Raw genomic sequence first — 26,905 nt, 5'->3', positions numbered from 1 at the left:
GGGCATTTTATACATCAAGTTTATTTCGAAGAACCATATAGATTTGGTATTCTTTATTGTAAAAAAGGTAGATATTCTTATCTAGTTTTCGCCACGAGAGCATTAATACACTAGGTTTTTTATCATTATTGGGCATTTTTTTATCAATATCAAAATACAAACTAGTTGTTGTTGAATTTTTAGAGTTGTAATAATAGATCATGTCATTTAAGTAAAATGCGAATAAATGATCCCTGTAAATAAAATATGCTTCATGACCGTTTTCAGATTTTACAACTTCATCGTTTTTAAGTATCAAAATTGATTTAAGTTCCTTGTCTTTTAAAGATTCCAATTGCGCAATTGTAGTATTGGCAAATAGAAGCGCTAAAGCTATGAAAAGCGTTTTCATGGTATAATATTTCATCTCAAATAAACAGAAAACTAGTGAGATTTATCAACTCGATTTTAGCCTATAATTTATATTATGTTAAACAGTGTCTAGGTTAAAATAAGACGACATCCTATCTATTCTTTCCACCCAACATTGGCACAAACGAAAAGTTTTCAAACGCCTCTTCTAGCAAACTGCCATCTGCTTGTTTGGTAATGCGTAGCATACGCTGAAATCCATTCTCATTGTCATCTACAGGAATTACCATATAGCCACCAACTTTTAGTTGTTCTACAAGTTTTGGTGGTATAAATGGCGCCGCTGCGGTAATAATAATTTTATCAAACGGTGCAAATGTTGGCAATCCTTCAAAGCCATCACCGTAAAAAAACTTGATGTTGAGATATTTGCTTTTAAAGAAATAATGCTTTTGGTTATCATACAATTTTTTTTGTCTTTCAATGGTAAAAACTCTTGCGCCCATTTCAGCCAAAACTGTTGATTGATAGATACTTCCAGTGCCTATCTCTAATATTTTCTCGTTCCGTTTTACCTCTAACAATTGTGTTTGATAAGCAACCGTGTAAGGTTGCGAAATAGTTTGGTCTGCATCTATAGGAAAAGCCCTATCCTCATAGGCAATTTTATCGAATGCGCTGTCTAAAAAATAATGCCTTGGTATGGTATTAATGGCATTTAAAACTGCTTCATCAGTAATACCCTTTGTTTTTAATAAATCTACTAGCTGCTTGCGCATGCCTTTGTGCTGATACGTGTCTATATAATTCCTCTTGTTCGTCATAAGCTATAGCGAAGGTAATTGCTTTGAAAAATAGAAATAAGGCTATTAATTGATTGTGAACAGAAAAATTTATCCATTAAATTACCCACAACGTTGAAAAACTTCAAATAACTCGTAGTATTCATTCAATTTCTGTTAACAATACCTTTATTTTTGTAACCGCAAATCATTAAAACTTAATCATGCAATTATCTTCTTTGTTAGACCGTTTCGCAGAACCAGAAACGCTGAAAATGGCCAAACTAGGCCGTGAATTAAGAGCTCAAGGCATTGATGTGATAGACCTTAGCCTTGGTGAACCAGACTTTGATACGCCTCAGCACATTAAAGATGCGGCTATTAAAGCTATTAACGACAACTTTAGCCACTACACACCTGTATCTGGTTATTTAGATTTAAGAGAAGCTGTTTGTACAAAGCTTAAGCGTGATAATAATCTTGACTATAAACCTGAAAATATTGTTACTTCAACTGGTGCTAAACAAAGTTTAGCAAATGCAATTTTAGCTTTAGTTGATGAAAATGATGAAGTGGTAATTCCTACACCTTATTGGGTTACTTACAGTGAGCTAGTTAAAATTGCTCGTGGTAAAGTGGTAGAAATTCATTGCGGTTTAGAAACTGGTTTTAAAGTAACACCTGCGCAGTTAGAAGCAGCTATTACACCAAAAACTAAAGTATTCATGTTCTCTTCACCATGTAACCCTTCTGGTGCTGTTTACAGCAAAGCAGAATTGGCAGCATTAGCAGAAGTTTTTAGAAAATATCCGCAAATCATCATCTTATCAGATGAAATTTATGAGTACATCAACTTTGGTGGTCAGCACGAAAGTATTGCGCAGTTCGAAGATTTAAAAGATCGTATTGTATTAATTAATGGTTTAAGTAAAGGCTTTGCAATGACAGGTTGGAGACTTGGGTACATTGCTGCTAATACTACTATTGCTAAAGCTTGTGAGAAATTACAAGGTCAATTTACAAGCGGTACTTGTTCTATTACACAAAAAGCTGGTGTGGTTGCTTTAACAACCGATCTAAAGCCAACTTTTGAAATGACTGAAGAATTTACCCGCAGAAGAACGACAACTTTAGAACTAGTGAGTAAAATTCCTGGTTTTAAATGTTTTGCACCAGAAGGCGCTTTCTATATTTTCCCAGATGTTAGTTCATATTATGGTAAATCTAATGGCACAGAAGTAATTAAAAATGCTGCTGATTTCAGTATGTATTTGTTAAATACGGCTCATGTGTCTAGCGTTATGGGTGATGCTTTTGGTGAACCAAATTGTGTACGTTTTAGCTTCGCAAATAGCATGGCAAATATTGAGAAAGCTTGGGCAAGAATTGCAGAAGCTTTAGCTAAATTGAACTAAAATCAATACGTTTAATTCATAAAAAATCCGTTCTAACACTCAGTTTAGAACGGATTTTTTCTTTTGTACCACTACCCTTTTTAGTTGGCAGTAATTTCTGATACAAAGTTATTCTTGCTCACTTTAGCTTTATTTATTAATGCTAATACGCGTTCTTTCACATCTTCTTGCAAGCCATCAACTTCTGTTTCAAATAAATGCTTCAGTTCATCAAGTTCATCTACTGCTTGACCTCTTAGTTTCTTAAGTTTTTTCTTTAAATCTTCTGCACTATTGGCAATGTTTTGTCTAGTTTCTTTACCAGATGCAGGTGCAGTTAATACGCCAATTACAGCACCAGCTACTAAACCTGCAGTAGCGGCAACAATTATTTTTTGTAAGCTCATGATACTATGTTTTAAGTTAAACAATATCTATCATAAGCCAATAACCCTGCCAACAATGCTTTACCACATTAATATTAACAATTGCTACAAATAAAAATCCCCCGGACGAGTTCGAGGGATTTTTTAATATATTACTTTAAAAACTATTTTACTGAAGCAACCAAAGCTTTAAAGCTTTCAGGGTTGTTCATAGCTAAATCAGCTAAAACTTTACGGTTAAGGTCAATACCTTTAACGCTTAGTTTATTAATAAATTGGCTATAAGTCATACCTTCTTCTCTTACACCTGCATTAATACGTGCAATCCATAATTGACGGTATTCTCTTTTCTTTAATTTTCTACCAACATAGCTGTAAGTTAAACCTTTTTCAACGATGTTTTTGGCAACGGTATATACGTTTTTACGTTTACCATAATAACCTTTGGCTTGTTCAAGAATTCTTTTTCTTCTTGCCCTTGATGCTACTGCATTTACTGAACGTGGCATATTTTATAAGTTTGTTGTTAGATGAGCTAACAGATTTTTAAAATGATTTTTTGCTTTTGAAACTTGTTCCTCGAAACTTGTTTCTTGGATGCTTATTTTAAAGCTAATAAACGCATAACAAAATCTTTGTTAGCTGGCCCAACCATACCTTTTTTGCTAAGGTCACGTTTGCGTTTGGTAGATTTTTTGGTTAAAATGTGGCGTTTGAAAGCCTTTTGAAAAGTGATTTCGCCTGTGCCCGTTACTTTAAAACGTTTCTTAGCACTTGAGTTTGTTTTTATTTTTGGCATAAAATAATCTTTGTTAAGATTACACCCTACTGGCGTCTCGAACAGACGAGCACTTGTTGAGCCGTTTGGGAAATGGGCTGCAAAAGTAAGGGCAATTTCTTAAATTAGGAAATTGAATTTAAAGCTGGTAAAACTTTGTAGCGCAGCTTTGGTTTTCCACATAGGCAGTTGTCCCGCTTTTCGTTGCAAGTCCTCGCTGCGCTGCGGGCTTTTCACTGCAATCGGGGCTAGAATCATCAGCTTATTGTAGCGCTATTTAGCTTTATAAAATTACAAAGCCCCACAAAATTGTGAGGCTTTGATTATTAGACTGAGTAGCTTATTCAGTTTCTTTCTTCTTTTTAGCTGTTTTTGGTGTTAACATCAAAAACATTCTTTTACCTTCTAGCTTTGGTAAACTTTCTGGTTGGCCACTTTCTGCTAAGCGTTCTGCGAATTTTAATAATACCAACTCGCCACGTTCTTTAAACATAATTGCACGGCCTTTAAACTGTACGTAAGCCTTTACTTTATTACCTTCCTTTAAAAACTTCTCAGCGTGTTTTGCTTTAAAGTCAAAGTCATGGTCGTCAGTGCCTGGCGTAAAGCGAACTTCTTTCACCTCGCTTTGCTTAGCATTGGCTTTCATATCTTTTTCCTTACGTTTTTTCTCGTAAAGAAACTTTTTATAGTCAATCGCTTTACAAACTGGTGGGTCTGCATTTGGCGAAATTTCTACTAAATCTAATTCAAGTTGCTGCGCAATCTTTAGGGCTTCTTGTATTGGGTAAATACCAACCGTAACGTTTTCGCCTACTAAACGCACTTGAAGTGCTCTGATTCGTTCATTAATACGATGTTCAGGTTCTGGTTGTCTGTTAAATCGTGGGTTAAATCTGCCTGCCCCACCGCCTTTAAATGGTAATGCCATTAAAACTTATTTGGTTATTTATTTTTGTTAAAGAAAAATCTTTGCAAGCGTTATAAAAAATGCACCTGATGCAAACATAGTAGCAATAATCCAAACGATTAGTTTATTAATTTCAGATTTTATCTCGCTTTTAGTTTCTGCTGAAATAGTTTTCATTTCTTGGCGCAGCATATTCATCTCGTGTTTTAATTCTTGAATATCGGTTCTAGGGGAAAAATTACCTTTCTCACTATCAAACTTTTGTTCAATTAGTTTTTCAACTTCTTCTACAAATACTTTGGCTTTAGCATCATCAATATTGAGTTGCTGCCTAAAGAAGTCGTAAAATTTTATGTGCTGTGCCGCAGTCATACTGTAAAAATAATATTATTCTGCACTTCTACGTTCTAAAATTTCTTCAGTAATATTTTTCACAAATTCTTCTACAGTTTGTGAGCCTCCATCGCCTTTACCTTGACGACGAATTGACAAGCGATTTTCGTTTACTTCCTTTTCGCCTACTACCAACATATATGGTACACGGCTTAATTCTGCTTCACGAATTTTCTTGCCAATTTTCTCTTGTCTATCATCAACTTCTACCCTAACACCTGCTTGCTTTAATTGTTGCATTACAGCTTCTGCATAAGGCATAAACTTATCGCTGATAGGTAAAATTTTCACTTGTAATGGTGATAACCACACAGGGAATTTTCCTGCATAATGCTCTAACAAGAAACCAATAAAACGTTCATGCGTACCTAGTGGTGCACGGTGAATGATTAAAGGAATATCCGTAGAGTTATCTTTTGTAGTGTATTCAAGTTTGAATTTTCGACCAGAATTAAAATCTACTTGGTTGGTAGCTAATGTAAACTCTCTACCAATAATGCTCCAAATTTGAACGTCAATTTTAGGGCCATAAAATGCCGCTTCATCTTGCACTTCAATAAATGGTGTACCAGTTTCTATCAATACTTTGCGCACCATGTCTTCAGTTTCTTTCCAAAGTTCTGGTTCATTTACATATTTCTGACCTAGTTTTTCAGGATTGTGTAAGCTTAAACGCATCACATATTTTTCTACCCCAAATATTTTGAAGTATTTTAAATACATATCGTTTACAGCCTTAAACTCTTGGAAAAACTGTTCTTTATTGCAGTAAATGTGCGCATCGTTCATGTGTAAGCAACGTACACGCATTAAGCCAAATAACTCACCACTTTGCTCGTAACGGTAGCAAGTACCATATTCTGCAATACGGTATGGCAAGTCACGGTAACTTTTAGGCTCAGCACCAAATATTTTATGGTGGTGCGGGCAGTTCATGGCTTTTAAATAGTATTTTTCACCATCCATTTCCATTGGTGGAAACATACTATCTGCATAATATGGTAAGTGACCACTTGTGTGGTACAAACTTTCTTTTGCAATGTGTGGCGTAACTACACGCTTGTAACCAGCAGTACCTTCAGTTTCTTTAGCAAGTTTTTCAAGTTCTTCAATGATGATGGTACCATTAGGCATCCACAAAGGCAACCCTTGACCAATTTCATCATCCATGGTGTAAATACCCAATTCTTTACCCAATTTTCTATGGTCACGTTTTTTTGCTTCTTCTAGCAACAATAAATACTCGTCTAACTCTTTTTGGCTAGGAAAAGTAATACCGTAAACACGAGTTAGCTGTTTGTTTTTTTCATCGCCTTTCCAATAAGCACCAGCAATGCTCATTAACTTTATGGCTTTAATAAATCCTGTATTTGGTATGTGTGGCCCACGACATAAATCGGTAAAATCACCTTGTGTGTAAAAGGTGATTTCACCATCAGTTAAGTTTTGCAACAAATCCAATTTGTATTCATCGCCTTTGGCTTCAAAATATTGTAAGGCGTCTTGTTTAGAAATTTCTTTGCGGACAAATAAGTTGTTCTTTTTTGCTAACTCATTCATTTTCTTTTCTAGCACAGCCAAATCCTCGTCAGATAATTTTCTATCGCCTAAATCCATATCGTAGTAGAAACCTTTTTCCAAGGCTGGACCTACCCAAAATTTTACTCCATAAAACATAGATTCTACCGCTTCTGCCATCAAATGCGCAGAAGAATGCCAAAATGTATTCTTACCATCATTATCATCCCAGGTCACTAATTTCAATGATGCATCAGACGTTATTGGTCTTGAGGCATCCCATACTTGTCCATTCACATTGGCAGCCAAAACCTTTCTGGCAAGCCCTTCACTAATTGATTTTGCTACATCAAGTGCACTAACGCCTAGCTCGTATTGTCTTACTGCACCATCTGGAAAACTAATGTTAATCATATACTATAGCCGCTTAAAAATTGTTTAAGGATTGCAAATGTAACAAATACATCGCTTAAATAAGAAGAAGGTTTTGCATTGCTAATTTGCTTGTTGGTAATATTCTTTTTGTTTCAGAACATTTACCCTGCTACTTTTAAATTCTAATCATCTTATAAGCATTTATGAAATTTTTAAAAGCATCTGTAATCGCATTGTGTGCCTTAGTAGGTAATGCTCAAATGAGTGTGGCGCAAACCGCTACACCACCTACTTCAAAGTACGATCAGCACAAAGTTTTCAACCCATTATTTTACACCACAAATGGTAACGAGTATCGCACAGCAGGCGGCGAGCCAGGTGTAAAATATTGGCAAAACCGTGCTGACTATAAATTAGCCGTGACATTAGATACTGCTGAACACAGAGTATCTGGTAATGTAGAAATAACTTACACCAACAATAGTCCTGACAAATTACCTTTTGTATGGTTGCAACTAGACCAAAATATTTACCGTGAAGATTCTCGCTCACAAGCTACAAGTGTGGTTGCTGGTGGCAGGTTTGCTAATAAAGCATTTACTAAGGGTGACGAAATAAAATCGGTAACAGTTATTCAAAATGGTAAGGCTGAAAAAGCAAATTTTATCATCAATGATACAAGACTACAAATTCGCTTAAAAGACACCCTTAAAGCCAATGGTAGCAAGCTATCTATTAAAATAGAATATGCTTTTACAGTACCTGAATATGGTACCGACCGTTTAGGTAGATTAAATACCAAAAACGGTTGGATTTATGAGGTGGCGCAATGGTATCCTCGAATGGAAGTTTACGATGACGTACTTGGCTGGAACAGCATTCCTTACCTTGGTAGTTCTGAGTTTTACTTAGAATATGGCAACTTTGAATACAGCATTACCGCACCAGCTAACTTAATTGTGGTTGGTTCTGGCGAATTAGTTAATCCTTCAGAAGTACTTACGGCTTCTACAATAGCTAAATTGGCTAAAGCTGCTGCAAGCCCTACTACTGTTACTATTAAAGATTCATCCGAAATTAATAGCAAATCATTTTACCCAAACAAAGCCAATTTAACTTGGAAGTTTAAATGCTTAAATGCAAGAGACGTGGCTTGGGCTGCTTCTCGTTCATTCATTTGGGATGCTGCAAAAATTGAATTGAAAAGTGGTAGAAAATGTTTGGCACAGTCTGTTTACCCAATTGAAAGCAGTGGCAAAGATGCTTGGGGCAGAAGTACAGAATATGTAAAACACAGCATTGAGTTAAGCTCAAGATGGTACGAATACACCTACCCTGGTGCTACAAACGTAGCAGGTATTGTAGGCGGTATGGAATATCCTGGCATTGTATTCTGTGGGCACAATGCAACTAAAGGTGGTTTATGGGGCGTTACCAATCATGAGTTTGGGCACAATTGGTTTCCTATGATTGTAGGTAGCAATGAGCGTAAATATGCTTGGATGGATGAAGGTTTCAATACGTTCATCAACGACTTTGATACAGATGATTTTAACAATGGTGAATATGCTGAAACGCAAAATGTACAACGTATAGCAAAAGCGATGTTTAACCCAAATGCAGATGCTATTATGAACACACCTGATGTCATTCAAAACAGCTATTTAGGTTTTGCTGCTTATAACAAACCTGCATTGGGGCTACACATTTTACGTGACCAAATTTTAGGCGCAGATAGATTTGATTATGCTTTTAAAACTTACGTTAAACGTTGGGCATTTAAACACCCTACACCATGGGATTTCTTCCGCACTATGGAAAATGCTGCTGGTGAAGATTTGAGTTGGTTTTTTAAAGAATGGTTTATGACCGATTGGAAATTAGACCAAGGCGTAAAAGACGTGAAATATGTAGATGGTGACGTAACCAAAGGTGCTTTAATTACCATCGAAAATTTAGAAGAAATGGCATTACCTGTAGTAATTGCTATTAAACAAGCGAATGGTAAAACAGATACGGTGAAATTACCTGCAGAAATATGGCAACGTGGTAGCAAATGGACTTTCAAGTACAAATCAACTTCTAAATTAGTAAACGTTACTATTGACCCTAAAGCACAATTTCCTGACATTAATACCAGCAACAATACTTGGACTGGCATAACTGCAAAAGCAGTGCCTGCAGGTGTTACAGCCAATACAGTTATTGAAAATTACTTAAAAGCTATAGGTGGTTCAGATAAAATTAAAGCCATTAAAGATGTGAGTGTTACATCAATTGGCACAGTGCAAGGTATAGAAGTAATACAGGTGTTAAAGCAAATAGTGCCTGATAAATTATTTCAAGAAGTAAGTGTACCAGCTATGAATATGGTGCCACTAAAGTTTATAATGAATGGCGATAGTTTAAGCATGAAGCAAAATGGTCAATCCGTACCATTGCCTCCTGCTGCTAAAGAGGGTCTTTTAACAAGCATGCAATTTATTCCTGAAAGTAATTTAGGTAGTGCCACTGTAACACTTGCACCTATGCTTGAGGCAGTGGGTGATGTACAAACATATGTGCTAACTATTGTGCTTGCATCAGGTTCTAAAATCACGGCTTACTACGACGAAACAACTGGTTTAAAAATTAAAGAAACCACTGCAACTGGTACATCAGAAATTAGTAATTACCAAGTAGTAAATGGCATCAAAATACCTTTTACTAAAAAGTCAGAAATGGCTGGCCAGTTAATTGAGTTTAAAATAAAAGAAGCTAAAATAAACAGCGGTTTATCTAACGAAGATTTCAAATAGAAACTTTTTGAATAATTCTCAAACAAAAGCGCCACAATATTTGTGGCGCTTTTTTTATACTTATGATATCAGCTTTCTGTAGCCCTATTCAGCACCCGTTGCGTCCACACTGCATCGGCTAGATACTGTGTTGGGCTTTTATTGTAGCGTAGTTTTTCACGTAACGAGTCAGCGAGGGCAAAGGGGGCAGAGGTTGTGTTGTCATGCTGACGAAGGAAGCATCTAACGAGATATGGAAAAGCAGTAAATTTGTTACAAATGATATAACCATGACCACATCGGCAATTAGAAAAAAGCTAACAGACTACCTAAAAGTTGCTGACGACAAAAAGATTAAAGCTATTTATGCAATGGTAGAAGAGGAAATAGGTACGCTAGAAAATGATTGGGATAAAGATTTTATACACGAAATGAATAGTAGAATAAAATCCTACGAAGCAGGCGAAGCAACTACTTACACACTAAATGAAGCAGAAACAATTGCGTGTATTGTCCCAGAATAGGTTGACAGATTTTAAGATATCCCAGTTGCTACGGTAACTGGGATTTTTTGTAAGTGTACTTGATTAGGGCAATTAAGTTTTAGTGCCCAATGTGGTCTATAATTGTTATAGATGTCTACTGCTTCTTCTACCAACCGGTATGCTTTTTGCCTTGAGGGCAACAGCCTACCTAACCCAAATTCATCTTTCAAGGTTCTGTTCATTCTTTCGGCTAAAGCATTTTCATACGGATCTCCATTTTCTGTCATGCTGATGGTTACGCCACATTTGTTAGAGAGTTCTGTATAGTCTTTACTACAATATTGCAAGCCTCTGTCGGTATGATGTATCAATGTTTCTAAAGGATAGCTTCTATTCTTTAAAGCCATTTGATAGGCTGGCAACATGGCTTCTGTGTGCATGTTGTCGCTAATGGCATACCCTATTATTTTACGGCTATATGCATCCGTAAGCATATTTAAATAGCAGTTACCTTCATCTGTTTTTATGTACGTGATGTCGCTCACCCACACCTGCTCTGGTGCTGTAATCAACTTATCTTTTACCAGGTTGGGATATTTTCTCAGCCAATGTTTACTCATGGTGGTTTGTGTATAGGTACGCCTAGGCTTTATGAGCAAATCCTTTTCAGACAAGAGTTTGAATAATTTATCTCTGCCAAATTTGATGTGCTGTTGCTGCAATTTGGGTTGTATTTGATGATACAGCTTTTTGCCGCCTAAGCGTGTTAATACTTTTCTTTCTTGTTGTACCAATTGCAATACAGATTGTGCTACCAACAACTTTTGCTGTTGTGAACTACAGTGTTTGTAATAATACTGACGGCTGTAGCCTAATATAGCTGCTACTCTGCCAATGGGTCGTTTTCGCTTAAGTGAGCCTGTTGCTGGCTGGTAGTGCTTGACAACAGGCTCAAATACTTTTTTCTGATATCTGTTTTGAGCATATCATCTGCAATATCTATGGCCACATTCAATACTTCTTTCTCTTCTTCTAAACGTTTAATATGCTTTTCCAGTAGTAATAGCTGCCATTAGCCAATACAGCAACACCAGTTTTATTGGGTAAACTTAATTCAGATACAACAGCATTATCACCAAAGCGCTTGCCAATACTATTGTAATATTCAAATGGTTCTTTCTTCTTGGTGTAAGTCACTTGTAAGTAGTCGGTAAATTCTAATGCTGCTGTGGTTGAATTTAAGGCATATGCAACACTATCGCCAGGCAGTATTTTATTGATTAAAAAATCTTTAGAGTCAGGTTCTTGTAAAATACGTTGGTAATAAGCCGAAGAATCACCACCCATAGCGTTCACGTCTATTGTAGAAATACCTCTTAATACAAAGCTTTTATACAATTGCTTTACTCGTAGTTTTTCTTGGTTAGGTACACGAATTATTTTACGTAGTTCGTACCCTTCTTCTACTATTTTATTACGATACACACAGCGCATAAAATGCATCACTGAACCATAATAAGCTTCTTCTCTATTCTTAGCCCATCGTTTAGCAATACCGGGTCGTTTGGCCGTCATTTCTTCAAACAAAGGATAGCCTTGATAGTAGAAAGTTCGCTTTGTAAAATCGTATTCAAACAGTTTTAGTTCATAGCGTAAAATGTAACCCAATGCTTGATTTTCTATCACTAAAGGCTCATCAGCAAAGGCTTTCAGTATATTTTGTTTCTTGTTAAATCTAAACTTGATGATGTCTTTATTTTTAAAGTTACACTGTGCAGCAAAGGCTGATTTGCCTATAAAATTCTCCATAAAAAAGTTGCCCCATTTATACCAGCCATTAGCATCATAAGGCTCTAGAATCACTTCTTGCAATTGTTTCGCTTTCGGTTGTAAGGTAACAGTGAGCAGTTCAGGTATTTGCGTTGAGTTAACAGTTATAATTTGCGTTTCGTAGCCAATGCTACTTACTACCACATCAAATCGTCCAGCAGGAAAATGAGCTATCGTAAACTCGCCTTTATCATTGGCAATAGTACCTACCGATGTATTGCTTAAAAATATAGAAGCGGCAGCAATTGGCTGATGTGTGTCAGACGCTACTACTTTACCTTGTAGGCTTTGCGCTATTGTTTGATTACTAAAAATAATCAGAAGCAAAATCAGACGTTGTACTATTAGTCTCATAAAGTATAAATATACAACAGCCACTGATTTCTAGAAATCAATGGCTGTAATAAACGGTAAAAATATCTTCTTAAAAATGATACACGACACCACCAAGCACTTGTAAACCTAAAGCCTCGTATTGGTTCCAACGTTGGTATTTATTATTAAATGCGTTATTCAATTGTAGCCATACATTCAGTTTTGGCATTACAGTAAATTCAGTGCCAATATTCGCATCTACAGCAGGGCTTAATTTACCACTTTTTAGATCTTGCATTTGGTAGCTACTGCCATCCCAAAAGAATACATCAGCCTTTACCAATAAATCTTTAAAAACTTTCCAGCGCAAGGCACCATTAATTTCTAGTGGCAACAAGCCATAAGCTTTGTCATAAGTATTTAGCTTGGTAAACTGTGTGTAATTAGCCGAAGCAATCAATGAGAATTTCTCTTGGTCAGTGTAGCCAATTTCACCATGTAGTTTGATGGCTTTTAACACTGGTTCAAACACTGTTTTAAACTCTTGCGTTTTAGCAGAAGTTGTATCATTTACAAACAACGCAGCATTATCCATATTTAAAAAAGAAACACGTGCATTGTAGGTAAAATGCTTGCCAGCACTGCCTTTAAAGCCAGCGTATTGCTCACTCACTTTGGTATTTAATAAGCTTGTTGGTTGTGTAATGTATGGATTAATACCAGCTAATGACTGATAGGTATTCTTGTTTACATAGCCACGCCAGCCAGCTTGAACTACAAATTTTTCTTCGTTAATTTTTGCTTCAGCAGTAATGTTTGGCAATAGCCAGAAACTTTGGTTATCCCACGTGGGCTGAACACCAATATTCACTTTTAGGTTAGGTGTTTTAAACTGAATGGTTGGATTAACGTAAAACAAGTTATTGTTGATAGTGACTGCATTAGGCACTAACTGTCGCTTAAACGTACTAATATCAGCTGTTGCAGCTACATCTAAAGCCAAGAATCTACCAAACGATTTATTGATAGGCAACTTAGCTAGTAAGCCAATCTCATTACCATCACGATTATCGAAAAAAGTACTTGCTTTAATTTGAGGATGGTAAGTAATACCAAAACTATTTGGCTCTTTATTTTGTAGCCCAAGTTCTATACCAACTGTGTTAAAAAACTGCTCAAATCCAACTGTATCAATTAATATAAATGCCATAGGATTATAGCCATATCGATATTGTCTACTGTTATCCCAATATGCCTTAGCCGAAATCTCATTGTTTCTTTTGGTAGTAATACTGCCTATAAAGTCAATACCTGTTTTACTAAAATTTTGAAGGTTAAGTTTACCTTTGGATGAGGTATGCTTACCATGTAAGCTAAACATGGTTTGCTTGCCATCACCAAATGCAATACCAGCTTCTGCATAAGGACTAGAAAAATTACCAAAGCCCAGTTTTACATACGCATCATTATGCCAATCGATGGATGTATCTGCAAATAAAGCAACAGGTTTTATAGCTACAGGTTGGTAACTAAAAAATAGATTTGACGAAGGGATATTGTAACTAAGCGGCAACTTATTAGTATCAATAATAGGCGTTGCAGCCGTGAAATTTATTTTAGCTGCATTACGTAGCGATGGCTTAAAAGAAGATGTAATGGTTACTTCTTTAGGTGCTGTTGTATCGCTTGCTGTGGTAATTGGCTTAAAATTAATAGCAGCAGGTTGCTCACTGCTAACTGTTGGTTTTAACTTTTTACTTGAAGCCTTCTTCTTACTTGTAGCTTGTGTTTTGGCACTTGCTGCCTTACTACTTTTCTTCTTTTTCTTTTGTGCATCAACAGTGCTATACGTCAATGTAAAAGCAACTATTAGCAACAATATATTGGTGACTTTATTCATTGTCTTAATTAATTTATTGAGGGTTAGCTACTTTATTTGTTTTTTCTTTTTCTGCAATTACTTGGGCCAATTTATTATTCGCTTCATCTTTAAGTTCAGCCACATTTGCATTTTCTGAAACACTTTTAAACGTTGCTTCTGCATTAAATAAATCATTGGTTTTAAAGTAGATATCGCCAAGTAGCAGATAGCTTTTGGTAACCCAATATTCGTATGAGCCCACTTTCTTAATCACATCAAATGCTGCTTTTTCCGCTTCAGAATATTTGGCTTGTAAAAACAAAATCTCTGCTAGGCGATATTGTGCTTCTGCACTGTATTCACTTTTACCTAAAGCAACTACAGCCTTATAAGCATTTGTAGCCTGGTCTAGTTGATTATTAGCTTGAGCACTTTTAGCAACTATTAAGTTCGCCATCATTTTATCATCAGTTGCTGCGCCTTTTTCTTGCAAAACATCTTGTGCATTTGCTACAGCTTCTTTAAATTGCTGTAAGCGATATTGGCAACGCAACAAACCTCGCATGGCTTCTATCCTATTTTCTTGTTGTGTAACCAAAGTTTTTAGCTGCGCAAAATAGGTTTGTGCTTTTGTGTAATCCTTTAAATCAAAGTAATAAATCCTTGCACTTTGTAACGATGCTCTTTCAGCATATTTGTTAGGTGCTTTTGCCGCAACTGCATTGTAGTAAGGCAATGCAGCGTTAAAGTCTTTATTGGTGATATTGATTTCGGCTAAGAAATAATTGCTCTCAATGGTGTTTCTACCTTCAGGGTATCTTGCTAAATAATCGATAAAACCAATTTTAGCAGAAGGAAAATCTTTGGCTTCGTAACGCAAGTAAGCCGAACGATATGTCAAACTATCAGCTTCATTTGCAGTTATATTTTTACCATTGCTCTGCATAAAATTTACAAAGTCACCCGGCTTTTGATTCTCTATAAAAATATTGCGGATGTACTCAATCGCTTCATCACTTTCAGGTGCGTTAGGATATTGCTTTACCAATGTTGTAAAGTTGCTTAACGCTTCATCGTTTTTATTGGTATTGAAATATGCGACACCAGTTTTTAAATAAGCAGTTGGCCAAAGCGCTGTTGCTTTTGCATCCTTTAGTACCGTTTGCAATGGTGCTAACGCTTCATTAAATTTTTCATCTGCTAAGTAACTATTAGCTACTTCTAAGCTTGCATCAGCCAATAAACTTGAGTTTGGATAACGTTGTATCAGTTGCTGCATTAGCGCTATTTTCTCAGCGTTTTTATTAGAAGCACCAGCTATTACCGCTTTTTGAAACAAAGCGTAATCTGCAGTTTTCCAGTTTTGGTTTAAAGCATCTTCATACACTTTACTTGCTTGTTTATATTGCTTCGTCATAAAGTAGCAGTCACCTGTACGTATGTAAGCATCTTGTTCTATTGGTGATGAAGTCGCTGCATTATAGCCTGCCACTTGCTGAAAATAATTCAGCGCTACATTGTAATCACCACGCTTTAAAAAGCAATAACCCAAATTGTATCTCGCATTGGTAATACTCACTTCACCATTGGTTCTAGGTGCTTTTAAATAGGTGGTTAAATAGCCAATCGCATCATCTAAATTGCCTGTTCTGTAAGCAATTTCGCCTTTCCAAAAGTTAGTATAAGGCAATTGCTCATTGTTATAAGGCACAGTTAAAATTCTATTAAACAATGCATCCGCTTTCTCAATTTGCTGATCATTGATTAGCTCAATAGCCCTGCCATACAATATTCTTGGGTAAATCTTTTTTACGTTTTCGCTTTGCGATGGCAAACTTTCAAAGAGTGCTAAGGCTTCTTTAAAGTTGCTTGTATTTGATAAAACAGCCACTAACAATTCTCTTGCTTCTTGCGTGTTTTTACTATCAGGATAATCTTTTAAATACTGTTGTAAATCTTTTAAAGCAATATCTGTATAGCCAAGCTCATAAGACAATTTTGCGTAGCTAAAACTTGAAATTTCTTTTTGTGTAGGGTTACTATTATTACTTGCACAAAACAAAAAAGCATTACGAGCATTAATCTTTTGGTCTGTTTTTAAATAGGCATCAGCCAATAAATACATACTATTTTGCGCTAGCGAATCTTCTCTACCACCTAACTGCTTAAAGCCTTCAATACTTTTTTTCCAAGTACCTGCTTCGTAGTAGCAATAGCTTAGTTCGTATAAATCTTCACGGCTAACTTTCTCCGTTTTATTTACATAAGCCTCTAAGTAAGGTTGTGCTTTGGCAAACTGTCTTTTATCAAAATACAAATGCCCTACTAACTGTTTTAATTGTAGCTCATAAAATTGACCACCTTTGTTTATGGCAGCCTCACAGTAAGTAATGGCTTTGTCTCTTTGATTGTTAAAGTAGTAAATCTCTGCAATGTAAAAAGGTACAACGTTTACATAATTGGCATTGCTTTCTGCCACGGTAAATGCAGCCAAAGCGTCGCTGTAATTTTTATCGTAAAAAGAAATGAAACCGTAATAATAATTCGCATCAATATAGTTGGGATCGCTTGGTATTTGTCTAATGGCATTAAACAAAGGCTTTGCTTCTTTAAACTGCTTTAAGGTAAACAAGGCGTAAGCTTTATGAAACTTCATAGCTGCTACATCACTGTTACTTAAATTATCAATGCCAGCCTTTGCATAGTAAGTTAGTGCGTCAGTATAATTGCCTTGTCTGTACAAATATTCACCAAGCTCAAAGCTCATCATTTGTATGCGAGGTTCGTTGTGTTCAAGTGCTATAAATTCAGAGGCTTTTGGCAAAGCGGTAGCATCGTTTAAACGCAAACCACAAACAATGTAATAAAACTTAGTTTCAAGATTTACTGTAGTACTGTAGTTACTTTTACTTACACCATTGCTGTACAAGTTTTTAAAAATGGGATATGCTAAACTGTACTGTTCTTTTAGGTAATACTCTTTAGCCAATTTAAAATTGGCATCAACATCGTTGTTTACCATTGTGTACTGTGCTTGCGCCGAAAATAGCAGTGTGCTAAGCAAAACGGTTATCAATATTGTAATCCTACGCATATAAAGTATTGATGGGTTTAAACAAAGATTCATTTTTCAATCTTAACGAAATGTAAAATACGCTTAAAGGTAAATTGCAGCCAAAGGAACAAACATCGTTCCAGCATTTTGTGTATAAACAGCAAATGCCAATAACTTTACCAACAGAAAATAAGCAGCATGTACGAAAGCAACACGCAGATACGCGTTAGATACGCAGAAACCGACCAAATGAATGTGGTATATCATGGCAATTATGCCCAGTATTTTGAAGTAGGCCGTGCAGAAGCCATACGCAGCTTGGGTTTTACCTATAAAGATTTAGAAGCAATGGGCATCATAATGCCAATAGTAGAACTGACTTGTAAGTTTTTACGCCCAGCGCACTACGATGATTTACTGACGATTAAAACCATGTTAAAAGAATTGCCCAAAGAACACAGAATAGAATTTCACCAAGAAGTGTACAATCAACATGAAAAATTACTGACCATTGGCAAAGTAGTGTTGTACTTTATAGATGCAGTAACAAGAGAAAAAGCGACCATGCCAAAAGAATGGCACGATGCAGTAGTACCATATTTTGAGGAATAAAAAAGCCCTTACAAATGCAAGGGCTTCAATTTTTTGTATTAATCTACTACACACGATTATAATCAGCTTTCCAATCTACAATAGCTTCTTTAATAGCTTTTGCAGATAAATTTTCTTCTACAGCTTTATTGGCTAGTACTACAAATTCTGCATCTGACGCAAAGCGTAAAGCGATGATTTGACCAATACGCAAACGACTATCTAACAATTTACCTGTTAACGCCAAATGGCGCAGATTTTCTTCTGCCCGTATTGCTCTGTCTTGCGCCTTCAATGCAAATACTCTTGTAAACCAAAAGATAAAAACCAAAATAATAGCTACCAATACAACTAATGCAGCGGTAAAATGTGTTGCCCAACTAGCGTAGCAAAGATTTATAATAGAACCAATTAATAAAACCAGCAACAAAAAGGCAGTGATGCCATGCCAGCCAAGTAATAAACGTGAGTGATTTTTGAAGTTTTGCGGTGTCATGATGAATGTGTTAAAATTTGCGGCAAGATAGCTGTAATTACACGTGAGGGAGTAATAATGGTAATTTTTATGTCTTCGCCAATTTGGCAATGACTGTCTAGACGTTTTTTATGTCTTCGCCAAATTTGCGATGACTATCTAAACGGTTTTTATGCACCCACCAATTTAGCGATGACTATCTAAATAGTTTTTATGAACAAGCTAATTTAGCGGTGACTATCAAATAAGTTTTTACGCATCCACCAATCTAGCTATAACTATTTAACTGTTTAGATATTACCAAAAAGATATTTTGTGACTATCTAAAAGATTATGCATCACCAAAAAGATATTTTGTGACTATCTAAACAATTATGATGCACCAAAAAGATATTTTATGACTATCTAAACGATTATGATGTACCAAAAAGATATTTTATGACTATCTAAACGATTATGATGTACCAAAAAGATATTTTATGACTATCTAATCATTTAGATAAAGCAAAACTTACGGTTGATGACTATATAAACAATTAGTTAGACAAAAACTTACAGTTGTATGCATAAAAAATGTCCGATGGCTATCTAAACCATCGGACGTTTTATGTTATTTATTGACGCTACAATTAGTGCTGAGGCATACCCTGTGGCATTGCTGGTTGTGCTTGAGGTGCCGGAGCAACTTTTACATCTACTACTTCAATGTCAAAAATTAAGTTGCTATTAGCTTTAATAGGGCCTTGTGCTTGTGGACCATAAGCTAAGCTTGAAGGAATAAGGATTGTACCTTTACCACCTTTACCAAAAAATTTCAAACCTATTTCCATACCAGGAATTACCATATGCGCCCCAATGTTTACTTGTAAAGGTTGGGCACCTGGCTTACCAATATTGCTGTCAAATTCTTTACCATCTTCTGTATAGCCTTTGTACATTACCAATACTTGCTTACCTGTATCTACTTTATTGGTTAAATCACCAACTGTAGTAATTTGTGCAAATACACCTTCTGCACTTTTTTCAGCTTTAATACCTTTTTTAGCAATGTAAGCTTCTAGCGCTTTTATTTCACCAGCTTTTTGCTTTTCTACCTCTTGTGTTCTATCAGCAGTTGCAGCTTTATCATCGTTAAATGCAGCTAATAATTCAGCTTTACCTTTAATTACTGAACCTTTTAAGAAAGGTGCTTTAAATTCTGGTATTAAGCCCATTCTTTTCAAAGTATCTACACTTAATTGAAATTCTACTTTATCACCTACATTCATTAGCGGAAGTACTTCCATTAAGTCGTATTTTCTTGAATTTACTTGCGCTGTATCGTATGGCATATAAACTGGTACACCACCATATGAAGTATTTAAAATACTGTCTTTGCCACCTACTTTAACGGTGAATTCAAAGTTAAACTTAGCAATTTGACCTTGTTTTAATTTGTCTGTTTTGCCGCTTTTGGCAATTTTATAAGGCAAGCCAGATTTTGTTTTATTGTACTGGTTACAGCTTACCAATAAAATGGCAATGGCTAAAAGCGATGTTAGTTGTTTCATGTGTGAGTGTTTGTATTTGTTGTTTTTGTTTTAAAAATCTAAACTGCGAATTAAGGCTAATTAATCGAGTATTTAACAGTGTGTTTATGTAGCATTTTATCGTAAGTTGTCTTCGTATTCAGTTATTACTTCCTTAAACTTTTTAACTGTTTGTTCTAGTGAGTCACTACTTCTTCCACCTGCGGCGTTAAAATGTCCACCTCCTTCAAAGTGTTTTCTAGCAAATGTGTTTACATCAAATTCACCTTTACTTCTAAAACTCCATTTGCGCTCTTCATCTCTATCTATGCAAATGGCACCAAGTTTTATCCCTTGAATGGTTAACAAATAACTTACTAAACCTTCAGAATCGCCTGTTTTAATGTGAAACCTAAGCAAGTCTTGCTTTGTAATGTACATCAATGCAGTATTGTATTCATACAACACCTCTAGCCTATTTAATAAGGCGTGACCAGTAAAGCGTAATCTATTTTCAAGAAAATTATCGTAAATGTTATTGTGAATAGGATTGTGTTCTAAGCCCAAGTCTTTAAAATGAGCCACCATTCTATGTACTGAAGCCTTGGTAGATGGAAAACGGAAAGAACCCGTATCTGTCATTACACCAGTGTACAAGCAAGTAGCTACATCATTATTTATTTTGTCTTGATGGCCAGATTGCATGATAAAATCGTACACCATTTCGCAGGTACTACTTTTAGAGGTATCACTTATACCAAAGTCAAACTGTGACTCTTGTGGTTCTTGGTGATGATCGATTAATACTTTAATGGCTTTTGAAGCGATAATTGGTTGTTCTAAGTGTTTGGTTCGATATAATACATTAAAGTCTAAGCAAAAAATAATATCGGCTTTATCTAATACCGCTTGTGCTTTGTGTTTGCCAGCTTCATAATCTAAAACCGTATCTACGCCTGGCATCCAGTTTAAAAAATCGGCCCAGTTAGTAGGCGATATTACCGTAACATCATGACCAAATTGAACTAAAAAATGGTATAAGCCAAGTGTACTACCCATTGCATCACCATCTGGCTTTTGATGACAGGTAATCACAATGTTTTTAGGCGTAACAATCTGTGGGAAAAAATGCGCTATTGCTTCCATAAGGTGGCGGCAAAATTGCGGTATTCAGTTCATACACTCAAATTGATTTTTAAATGATAACAGTATTTTCTTGGATAGGCACAATATTCTATTACTTTTGCTGCCGAAAAACACTATACAATGAGCAATAGAACTTTCACAATGATTAAGCCTGATGCAACAAGTAAAGGCTACACAGGTGCAATTTTAGACCAGATTATTAAAGCTGGTTTTAGCGTAAAAGCTATGAAATGGATAAAATTAAGTGAAGAACAAGCTGGTTTATTCTACGATATTCACAGAGAACGTCCATTCTTTGGCGAGTTAGTACAATTTATGAGCAGTGGCCCAATAGTAGCTGCTATTTTAGAAAAAGACAATGCAGTAGCTGATTTTAGAACTTTAATTGGTGCTACCAATCCTGCACAAGCAGCTGAAGGTACTATCAGAAAGAACTTCGCATCGTCTATTGGTGAAAATGCAGTTCATGGTAGTGATAGCGATGAAAATGCTGCAATTGAAGGCGATTTCTTCTTCAGCAAATTAGAGCGTTTCTAAACCGTTCGTACAAGAATTTTAATATTTCGTGTAATATTTTTTCTACAAATAAAATATTCCCATACTTTTAATTGTTTTTTAAGGGTTTAGGGTTGAAAAACGGGGCGGTGGTTTTCCACCAGCCCCTCTTTTTTTGCAATACCTTTTAACCTAAATATCATCTGGATAACACACAATTAGCCATATCTTAGCTTGTATTTTACCCCCAATTCGATAATAGATTTATGAAACAATCCTTTTTAGTAGCAATCACATTGCTAGTGGCTAATCTTTTGCATGCGCAAATACCTGTAAACATGGCTGCGCAAAAAAACTTTACCTACACAGAAAACTTCTCAGACATAGGCAATTGGATTTTTAATACCAACACCATTGATGGCACATTTACCTATGGCTTAGGTGCCGATGCTTGGCGTGGCAACGTGAGAAGTGGCACAGGCACAGTACCAAATGCTACAAAAATTACTGGGCAGACTATTTCTTTTCAAATACCATTTGGTTCTGGTACAGCTATCAGTAGTACGGGTATTCATAAAAGTACGAGTAGTATGATTTTACTAGCTACTGGTACAAAAGATGATACAGCCGCTGTTGCAATGGATTTGTTTTTAGATTTTACAGGCGTAACCGCTGGTACAATTAGCTTCGACTGGGCTAGCTTAAACAACGGTACAGGAAATCGTACGGGATCTTTGAGAATCTATACAAGTATTGATGGTATAAATTTTACCGAACTTTCAGCAGCCAATGTTTTGAACTTTGTTAATGGTGTACCTACATCTGGCACCATTGCTAGTGTTACATTGCCTAGTAATTTTACCAATAGTGCTACCGCACAAATTCGCTTTTACTACCACAATGGTACAGGTGGTTCTTCTGGCTCTAGACCGAGAATTAATATAGACAATATAAGCGTAACAGCAACACCAGCTAATGTTAGCTGCGCTACACCTACTGCTCAGCCTACCAATTTTTCAGTAGGCACTGTTACAAACTATTCTATACAAGGCATTTTTACTGCGGCTAATCCAGTAGCAGATAATTATATAGTGATAGCAAGTAGCAATACTGCATTAAGTGCTGGCCCAGTAAATGGCATTACGTATGCCTTAGGCGATAATTTGGGTGATGGTAGTGTGGTAGCATTTACACATGGGTCATCATTTACCGTTACTGGTTTAGCACCATCAACTAGCTACAACTTTTTTGTTTATGCCATGAATAGTAATTGTAGCGGTGGCCCTAAATATGCAACTGGTAATCCATTGGTTGGCACAGCCACTACCCTTGCAGGTGGTAGTACTTGTGTAGCGCCTATTTCTCAGCCTACTACATTAACATTTACTAGTACCAACACTACTACTATAAAAGCCAACTTTAAAACCAGTGTTATAAGCGATGAGTATTTAGTGGTAAGAAGTACAGCTGCTACGCTTTCAGCACAGCCTGTAAACAAAACAGTCTACAACCCTGGTGATGCATTGGGTGGCGGTATTGTTGTTGTACGTAGTGCCGATAGTTCGTTTAATGCACTTGGCCTAGCAAGTGGTACACAGTACTACTTTTTCGTTTATGGCCTAAGTTCTAAAAACTGTAATAATGGTCCTAATTACAATACTACCAATCCATTAACAGGTACAGCTAGTACCACTGCGCTTACAACTTGTGCCACACCTACAACACAGCCAACAGCATTAAACCTTACCGCAAGCAACACTTTTATTAATGGTAGCTTTGCCACAGCAACTAACACAGACCAATATTTAGTGCTTATGAGTACTGCTAGTTCACTTACAGCAACGCCTCTAGATGGCGTGAATTATGCTGTAGGTGTAACGCTTGGCAATGCAACTGTAATTAGTAATTCATCTGCCACAGCTTTTTATGCTAACAATTTAAATGCATCTACCACCTACTATTTTTATGTGTTTGCAAAAAATAGTATTTGCACCAATGGGCCTAAATATTTAACAACTAACCCATTATCAGGTAATGCAGCAACTACGGCTGTGGCTGCCTTTAACTATTATTTTGGCAATCTACATGCACATACTATTTACTCTGATGGCGGTAAGGATAATAGTAGTACCAATCCTGCTGCAGCTTATGCTTACGCCAAAAATTCTATGTGTATGGATTATCTTGGTATTTCAGAACACAACCATTCTGACGCAGGTATGAACATTGCCAATTGGCAGCCCGGTATTGACCAAGCAACAGCTGCTACTAGTAGTAATTTCTTAGCCTTATATGGCATGGAATACGGTGTTATAAGCAATGGTGGCCACGTATTAATTTACGGTACTAACCAGTTGATTGGTTGGGAAATAAATAACTATAACATTTTTGTGCCTAAAAGCGATTATACCAGTTCTATAGGTTTGTTTAGAACGATTAACGCTATTGGTGGCAATGCTTTTGCTACACTAGCACACCCAAATTATGGCGACTATAACAACCTTACTACAAGTACAACAGCCTTTAGTACCACAGCAGATAGTGCAATAGCAGGCGCAGCAATATCTAGTGGGCCAGCTTTTTCTACCAGCACTACTTACAACGATCCTTCGACATCATCAGGCGATTATTACGAATACTTTAAAACATTATTGGCAAAAGGCTATCATGTAGGTCCATTAATGGATCATGATAACCACTATACTACTTTTGGCAGAACATCAAACACAAGAACGGTTTTTGTAGCACCATCACTTAGCCAAACAGAGTTTTTAAAGGCAATGAAAAATAGGCGCTTTTATGCTACAGAAGACTGCGACACCAAAGTAAATTTTACGCTTAATAACCAGCAAATGGGCAGTATTTTGAGCGGTAGCAGTTACCCTTCTATTAGTGTTTGGGCAAGCGATCCTACTAATCCTACGGCAGTACCTACTATTAAAATCATGTATGGTAGACCAGGTAGTAATATCATTGCAATTGCCTTAGATTCTGTAACTGCCAATACTTATAACTTTACCGATTACAACATGCTTAACAGCACTACCAATTACTACTTTGCTGAAATAACTATTGCTGGCAATAAAGTAATCACAGCACCTATTTGGTACACATACAATGCAGTATTACCTGTAACATTATTAAACTTTAAAGCCACAGTTAATAATAACAAAACGGTGTTGGTAAACTGGGTTACTGCTAATGAAATAAACAATCAATTATTTGTAGTTGAAAAATCTATTGATGGTGTAAACTTTACTGCTATCGATTCGGTAAAAGGTGCCGTAAATACAAGTATACAGCACAATTATTCTATTATTGATGCCACACCGTTTGATGGTATTAATTACTATCGCTTACAACAAATAGATATAGACGGCAAATCAAGCTATAGCAATGTAGTATCAGTAAATATTAACCAAGCTGCTATTAACTATTTTACAGTATATCCAAATCCTGTAGGTAATCAACTAACCTTAAGTATAAACTCAAAAACAGAGCAAAAGGCATCACTTATTGTTACAGATATTTACGGTAGAACATTGCAATCTAATAGTTTACAATTGACTAAAGGTAATCAATTGCAACGTTTGGATATTAATCAATTAGCTGCTGGCAACTACAATGTAACCATCATATTTAACGATACTCAAGTGACTAAAAAAATACTGAAATTCAATTAATCAGTCTCACTAAGATTCATAAAAAAGCGAAGTCAAGTAATGACTTCGCTTTTTGCTTCTTATACATAATTTAAAAAGGCTGCCCTTTTGAGACAGCCTTTTTATGTTTTCATGTTATATCTGTATCATCAATCTTATCAGCGAGCGGTTACACTAAATATCAATCGCTTCACCGTAAGCCATAGCAGTAGCTTCTTTAAAAGCTTCGCTCATAGTTGGGTGAGGGTGCACAGCACCTAAAATTTCGTGTGCTGTAGTTTCAAGTTTACGTGCAACAACTGCTTCTGCAATCATGTCAGTCACATTCATACCAATCATGTGAACACCTAATAACTCGCCGTATTTAGCATCGTAAATTACTTTTACAAAACCATCAGTTGCGCCAGCAGCACTAGCTTTACCACTAGCCATAAAAGGAAACTTACCAACTTTTAATTCGTAACCTGCTTCTTTAGCAGCTTTCTCAGTCATACCTACACTAGCAATTTCTGGTGTGCAATATGTACAACCAGGGATATTATTATAATCCATTGCTTCTGGTAAGTGTGCAAATTTCTTTTCGTTGTAAGCAATTGCTTCAGCAGCGTTAATAGCTTCTTTACTTGCTACGTGCGCCAAAGCTTGGCCAGGTGTAGCATCGCCAATAGCGTAAATACCAGCAACATTTGTTTGACCGTACTTATCTACTACTATTTTACCTTTCTCTGTTTTAATACCAAGTTCTTCAAGGCCAATATTTTCAATATTTGCAACCACACCTACAGCGCTTAATACTAAGTCAGCTTCAAGTGTTATATAGCTACCATCTTGTTGTTTTACTTTAGCTTTAACACCTTCACCAGCAGTGTCTACACTTTCAACAGAAGCGTTAGTCATTACAGTAATGCCTTGTTTTTTAAAGGCTTTCTCTAATTCTTTGCTAATGTCATCATCTTCTACTGGAACAATTTTTGGTAAAAACTCAACAATAGTCACTTTTGTACCCATGCTATTGTAGAAATAACCAAACTCACAGCCTATAGCACCACTACCTACAATGATTAAACTTTTCGGTTGTTCTGGTAATACCATGGCTTCTCTATAACCAATAATTTTTTTACCATCAACAGGTAAGTTTGGTAACACTCTACCTCTACCACCTGTAGCTATAATAATGTATTTACCTTCTACTACTTGTTTGCTACCATCAGCAGCGGTAACTTCTACTTGGCCTTTGGCTTTAATTTTACCATAGCCCATTACCACATCAATTTTGTTTTTACGCATCAAAAACTGAACACCTTTGCTCATTTTATCTGCAACACCACGGCTACGTTTTACCACACCACCAAAGTCTTTTTCTACGCCTGTAGCTGTAATACCATAGTCGCTAGCATGTTTTAAATAATCGTACACATTAGCACTTTTCAACAATGCTTTGGTAGGGATACAACCCCAGTTTAAACACACACCACCTAAACTTTCTTTCTCAATAATAGCCACTTTTAAGCCCAACTGAGAAGCACGGATAGCGGCAGGATAACCACCAGGACCACTACCTAAAACAATTACATCGTATGCCATAATTTTTAATTTATTGAATGGGTGGTTGTAAATACATCGTTGGTTTTAACCAGCATGAGCTTTATAACTTTCCCGTTTTATTTTACAGATTGCGAATTTAGTTGCTAAAAAGCAAACAGCAAAGCACTGTTGTAATTATAAGATAAAGAATTACAGAAAAAATGTTACGCAAACAATAGCGTAAAAAACTAGTTGCTTCTGTATGGTGCTTTAAGCGTAAGAATAATGATGGCG

At 36.2% G+C, this 26,905-nt stretch carries 21 protein-coding genes and 1 pseudogene; 6 read left to right on the top strand and 16 right to left on the bottom strand.

The window, feature by feature from the left end:
- Positions 1 to 7 precede the first annotated feature (7 nt).
- Both ACT9TX_RS06655 and ACT9TX_RS06650 read right to left on the bottom strand, forming a co-directional pair.
- Positions 8 to 391 carry a hypothetical protein gene (locus ACT9TX_RS06655; protein WP_481337467.1) on the bottom strand — a complete coding sequence of 128 codons (384 nt, stop codon included), beginning with the start codon at positions 389 to 391 and terminating at the stop codon, positions 8 to 10.
- A 112-nt stretch (positions 392 to 503) separates the two neighbouring features.
- Complete coding sequence (locus tag ACT9TX_RS06650; protein WP_481337466.1) at positions 504 to 1,175, bottom strand: protein-L-isoaspartate(D-aspartate) O-methyltransferase; 672 nt, start codon at positions 1,173 to 1,175, stop codon at positions 504 to 506.
- A 182-nt stretch (positions 1,176 to 1,357) separates the two neighbouring features.
- Between ACT9TX_RS06650 and ACT9TX_RS06645 the strand changes: the two genes are divergently transcribed.
- Positions 1,358 to 2,548: a pyridoxal phosphate-dependent aminotransferase gene (locus ACT9TX_RS06645; protein WP_481337465.1), complete on the top strand. Its 1,191-nt coding sequence runs from the start codon at positions 1,358 to 1,360 to the stop codon at positions 2,546 to 2,548.
- Positions 2,549 to 2,628: 80 nt separating this feature from the next.
- Here the strand turns inward: ACT9TX_RS06645 and ACT9TX_RS06640 are convergent, their stop codons facing one another.
- The 6 genes from ACT9TX_RS06640 to thrS all read right to left on the bottom strand — a co-directional run bounded on the left by ACT9TX_RS06640 (position 2,629) and on the right by thrS (position 6,926).
- Positions 2,629 to 2,934, bottom strand: coding sequence for a YtxH domain-containing protein (locus tag ACT9TX_RS06640; protein WP_481337464.1), 306 nt, complete (start codon positions 2,932 to 2,934; stop codon positions 2,629 to 2,631).
- Positions 2,935 to 3,077: 143 nt separating this feature from the next.
- Positions 3,078 to 3,422 carry a 50S ribosomal protein L20 gene (gene rplT, locus ACT9TX_RS06635; protein WP_379014940.1) on the bottom strand — a complete coding sequence of 115 codons (345 nt, stop codon included), beginning with the start codon at positions 3,420 to 3,422 and terminating at the stop codon, positions 3,078 to 3,080.
- Positions 3,423 to 3,514: 92 nt separating this feature from the next.
- Entirely contained in the window at positions 3,515 to 3,712 is a 198-nt protein-coding gene (gene rpmI, locus ACT9TX_RS06630; RefSeq protein WP_481337463.1) for a 50S ribosomal protein L35, read from the bottom strand.
- Positions 3,713 to 4,031: 319 nt separating this feature from the next.
- A complete protein-coding gene (gene infC, locus ACT9TX_RS06625) occupies positions 4,032 to 4,622 on the bottom strand; it encodes a translation initiation factor IF-3 (protein ID WP_481337462.1) in 591 nt (196 codons plus the stop codon).
- A gap of 27 nt (positions 4,623 to 4,649) precedes the next feature.
- A complete protein-coding gene (locus tag ACT9TX_RS06620) occupies positions 4,650 to 4,973 on the bottom strand; it encodes a hypothetical protein (RefSeq protein ID WP_481337461.1) in 324 nt (107 codons plus the stop codon).
- 15 nt (positions 4,974 to 4,988) lie between these two features.
- Positions 4,989 to 6,926, bottom strand: coding sequence for a threonine--tRNA ligase (gene thrS / locus ACT9TX_RS06615; RefSeq protein WP_481337460.1), 1,938 nt, complete (start codon positions 6,924 to 6,926; stop codon positions 4,989 to 4,991).
- 164 nt (positions 6,927 to 7,090) lie between these two features.
- Between thrS and ACT9TX_RS06610 the strand changes: the two genes are divergently transcribed.
- The gene (locus ACT9TX_RS06610) at positions 7,091 to 9,685 is read left to right on the top strand and encodes a M1 family metallopeptidase (RefSeq protein ID WP_481337459.1); all 2,595 of its coding nucleotides are present in this window, start codon (positions 7,091 to 7,093) and stop codon (positions 9,683 to 9,685) included.
- A 269-nt stretch (positions 9,686 to 9,954) separates the two neighbouring features.
- Complete coding sequence (locus tag ACT9TX_RS06605) at positions 9,955 to 10,188, top strand: hypothetical protein (protein WP_481337458.1); 234 nt, start codon at positions 9,955 to 9,957, stop codon at positions 10,186 to 10,188.
- 11 nt (positions 10,189 to 10,199) lie between these two features.
- Here the strand turns inward: ACT9TX_RS06605 and ACT9TX_RS06600 are convergent.
- From ACT9TX_RS06600 to ACT9TX_RS06585, 4 genes and pseudogenes are all read right to left on the bottom strand, one after another.
- Positions 10,200 to 11,096: pseudogene (locus ACT9TX_RS06600) on the bottom strand (IS3 family transposase); the annotation flags it as partial.
- 85 nt (positions 11,097 to 11,181) lie between these two features.
- Positions 11,182 to 12,333 carry a carboxypeptidase-like regulatory domain-containing protein gene (locus ACT9TX_RS06595; protein ID WP_481337457.1) on the bottom strand — a complete coding sequence of 384 codons (1,152 nt, stop codon included), beginning with the start codon at positions 12,331 to 12,333 and terminating at the stop codon, positions 11,182 to 11,184.
- Between the two features lie 70 nt (positions 12,334 to 12,403).
- Positions 12,404 to 14,194 carry a TonB-dependent receptor gene (locus tag ACT9TX_RS06590; RefSeq protein WP_481337456.1) on the bottom strand — a complete coding sequence of 597 codons (1,791 nt, stop codon included), beginning with the start codon at positions 14,192 to 14,194 and terminating at the stop codon, positions 12,404 to 12,406.
- Between the two features lie 13 nt (positions 14,195 to 14,207).
- The gene (locus ACT9TX_RS06585; protein ID WP_481337455.1) at positions 14,208 to 17,249 is read right to left on the bottom strand and encodes a tetratricopeptide repeat protein; all 3,042 of its coding nucleotides are present in this window, start codon (positions 17,247 to 17,249) and stop codon (positions 14,208 to 14,210) included.
- 159 nt (positions 17,250 to 17,408) lie between these two features.
- Between ACT9TX_RS06585 and ACT9TX_RS06580 the strand changes: the two genes are divergently transcribed.
- Positions 17,409 to 17,822 carry an acyl-CoA thioesterase gene (locus tag ACT9TX_RS06580; protein ID WP_481337454.1) on the top strand — a complete coding sequence of 138 codons (414 nt, stop codon included), beginning with the start codon at positions 17,409 to 17,411 and terminating at the stop codon, positions 17,820 to 17,822.
- A gap of 46 nt (positions 17,823 to 17,868) precedes the next feature.
- Here the strand turns inward: ACT9TX_RS06580 and ACT9TX_RS06575 are convergent, their stop codons facing one another.
- The 3 genes from ACT9TX_RS06575 to ACT9TX_RS06565 form a co-directional block, all read right to left on the bottom strand.
- On the bottom strand, positions 17,869 to 18,297 hold the full coding sequence (locus ACT9TX_RS06575) for a DUF6526 family protein (protein WP_481337453.1): 429 nt from the start codon (positions 18,295 to 18,297) through the stop codon (positions 17,869 to 17,871).
- 608 nt (positions 18,298 to 18,905) lie between these two features.
- Positions 18,906 to 19,826, bottom strand: coding sequence for an FKBP-type peptidyl-prolyl cis-trans isomerase (locus ACT9TX_RS06570; RefSeq protein WP_481337452.1), 921 nt, complete (start codon positions 19,824 to 19,826; stop codon positions 18,906 to 18,908).
- Positions 19,827 to 19,922: 96 nt separating this feature from the next.
- Positions 19,923 to 20,930: a DHH family phosphoesterase gene (locus tag ACT9TX_RS06565; RefSeq protein WP_481337451.1), complete on the bottom strand. Its 1,008-nt coding sequence runs from the start codon at positions 20,928 to 20,930 to the stop codon at positions 19,923 to 19,925.
- Between the two features lie 120 nt (positions 20,931 to 21,050).
- Between ACT9TX_RS06565 and ACT9TX_RS06560 the strand changes: the two genes are divergently transcribed.
- Both ACT9TX_RS06560 and ACT9TX_RS06555 read left to right on the top strand, forming a co-directional pair.
- Positions 21,051 to 21,467, top strand: a complete 417-nt coding sequence (locus tag ACT9TX_RS06560; protein ID WP_481337450.1) for a nucleoside-diphosphate kinase — start codon at positions 21,051 to 21,053, stop codon at positions 21,465 to 21,467.
- Positions 21,468 to 21,691: 224 nt separating this feature from the next.
- Positions 21,692 to 25,108, top strand: a complete 3,417-nt coding sequence (locus tag ACT9TX_RS06555; protein WP_481337448.1) for a T9SS type A sorting domain-containing protein — start codon at positions 21,692 to 21,694, stop codon at positions 25,106 to 25,108.
- Between the two features lie 153 nt (positions 25,109 to 25,261).
- Here the strand turns inward: ACT9TX_RS06555 and lpdA are convergent, their stop codons facing one another.
- Positions 25,262 to 26,671, bottom strand: a complete 1,410-nt coding sequence (lpdA, locus tag ACT9TX_RS06550) for a dihydrolipoyl dehydrogenase (RefSeq protein WP_481337447.1) — start codon at positions 26,669 to 26,671, stop codon at positions 25,262 to 25,264.
- Positions 26,672 to 26,905: the final 234 nt, after the last annotated feature.

The organism is Parasediminibacterium sp. HNIBRBA5674 (assembly GCF_056745525.1).
Note: the sequence above shows the minus strand (reverse complement) of the source record. Positions and strands in the feature narration are given on the sequence as shown.

Bases quoted from the DNA above. Each gene is read 5' to 3' on its own strand.
- ACT9TX_RS06655 (WP_481337467.1), bottom strand. From the start codon at position 391: ATGAAAACGCTTTTCATAGCTTTAGCGCTTCTATTTGCCAATACTACA.
- ACT9TX_RS06650 (WP_481337466.1), bottom strand. From the start codon at position 1,175: ATGACGAACAAGAGGAATTATATAGACACGTATCAGCACAAAGGCATG.
- ACT9TX_RS06645 (WP_481337465.1), top strand. From the start codon at position 1,358: ATGCAATTATCTTCTTTGTTAGACCGTTTCGCAGAACCAGAAACGCTG.
- ACT9TX_RS06640 (WP_481337464.1), bottom strand. From the start codon at position 2,934: ATGAGCTTACAAAAAATAATTGTTGCCGCTACTGCAGGTTTAGTAGCT.
- rplT (WP_379014940.1), bottom strand. From the start codon at position 3,422: ATGCCACGTTCAGTAAATGCAGTAGCATCAAGGGCAAGAAGAAAAAGA.
- rpmI (WP_481337463.1), bottom strand. From the start codon at position 3,712: ATGCCAAAAATAAAAACAAACTCAAGTGCTAAGAAACGTTTTAAAGTA.
- infC (WP_481337462.1), bottom strand. From the start codon at position 4,622: ATGGCATTACCATTTAAAGGCGGTGGGGCAGGCAGATTTAACCCACGA.
- ACT9TX_RS06620 (WP_481337461.1), bottom strand. From the start codon at position 4,973: ATGACTGCGGCACAGCACATAAAATTTTACGACTTCTTTAGGCAGCAA.
- thrS (WP_481337460.1), bottom strand. From the start codon at position 6,926: ATGATTAACATTAGTTTTCCAGATGGTGCAGTAAGACAATACGAGCTA.
- ACT9TX_RS06610 (WP_481337459.1), top strand. From the start codon at position 7,091: ATGAAATTTTTAAAAGCATCTGTAATCGCATTGTGTGCCTTAGTAGGT.
- ACT9TX_RS06605 (WP_481337458.1), top strand. From the start codon at position 9,955: ATGACCACATCGGCAATTAGAAAAAAGCTAACAGACTACCTAAAAGTT.
- ACT9TX_RS06595 (WP_481337457.1), bottom strand. From the start codon at position 12,333: ATGAGACTAATAGTACAACGTCTGATTTTGCTTCTGATTATTTTTAGT.
- ACT9TX_RS06590 (WP_481337456.1), bottom strand. From the start codon at position 14,194: ATGAATAAAGTCACCAATATATTGTTGCTAATAGTTGCTTTTACATTG.
- ACT9TX_RS06585 (WP_481337455.1), bottom strand. From the start codon at position 17,249: ATGCGTAGGATTACAATATTGATAACCGTTTTGCTTAGCACACTGCTA.
- ACT9TX_RS06580 (WP_481337454.1), top strand. From the start codon at position 17,409: ATGTACGAAAGCAACACGCAGATACGCGTTAGATACGCAGAAACCGAC.
- ACT9TX_RS06575 (WP_481337453.1), bottom strand. From the start codon at position 18,297: ATGACACCGCAAAACTTCAAAAATCACTCACGTTTATTACTTGGCTGG.
- ACT9TX_RS06570 (WP_481337452.1), bottom strand. From the start codon at position 19,826: ATGAAACAACTAACATCGCTTTTAGCCATTGCCATTTTATTGGTAAGC.
- ACT9TX_RS06565 (WP_481337451.1), bottom strand. From the start codon at position 20,930: ATGGAAGCAATAGCGCATTTTTTCCCACAGATTGTTACGCCTAAAAAC.
- ACT9TX_RS06560 (WP_481337450.1), top strand. From the start codon at position 21,051: ATGAGCAATAGAACTTTCACAATGATTAAGCCTGATGCAACAAGTAAA.
- ACT9TX_RS06555 (WP_481337448.1), top strand. From the start codon at position 21,692: ATGAAACAATCCTTTTTAGTAGCAATCACATTGCTAGTGGCTAATCTT.
- lpdA (WP_481337447.1), bottom strand. From the start codon at position 26,671: ATGGCATACGATGTAATTGTTTTAGGTAGTGGTCCTGGTGGTTATCCT.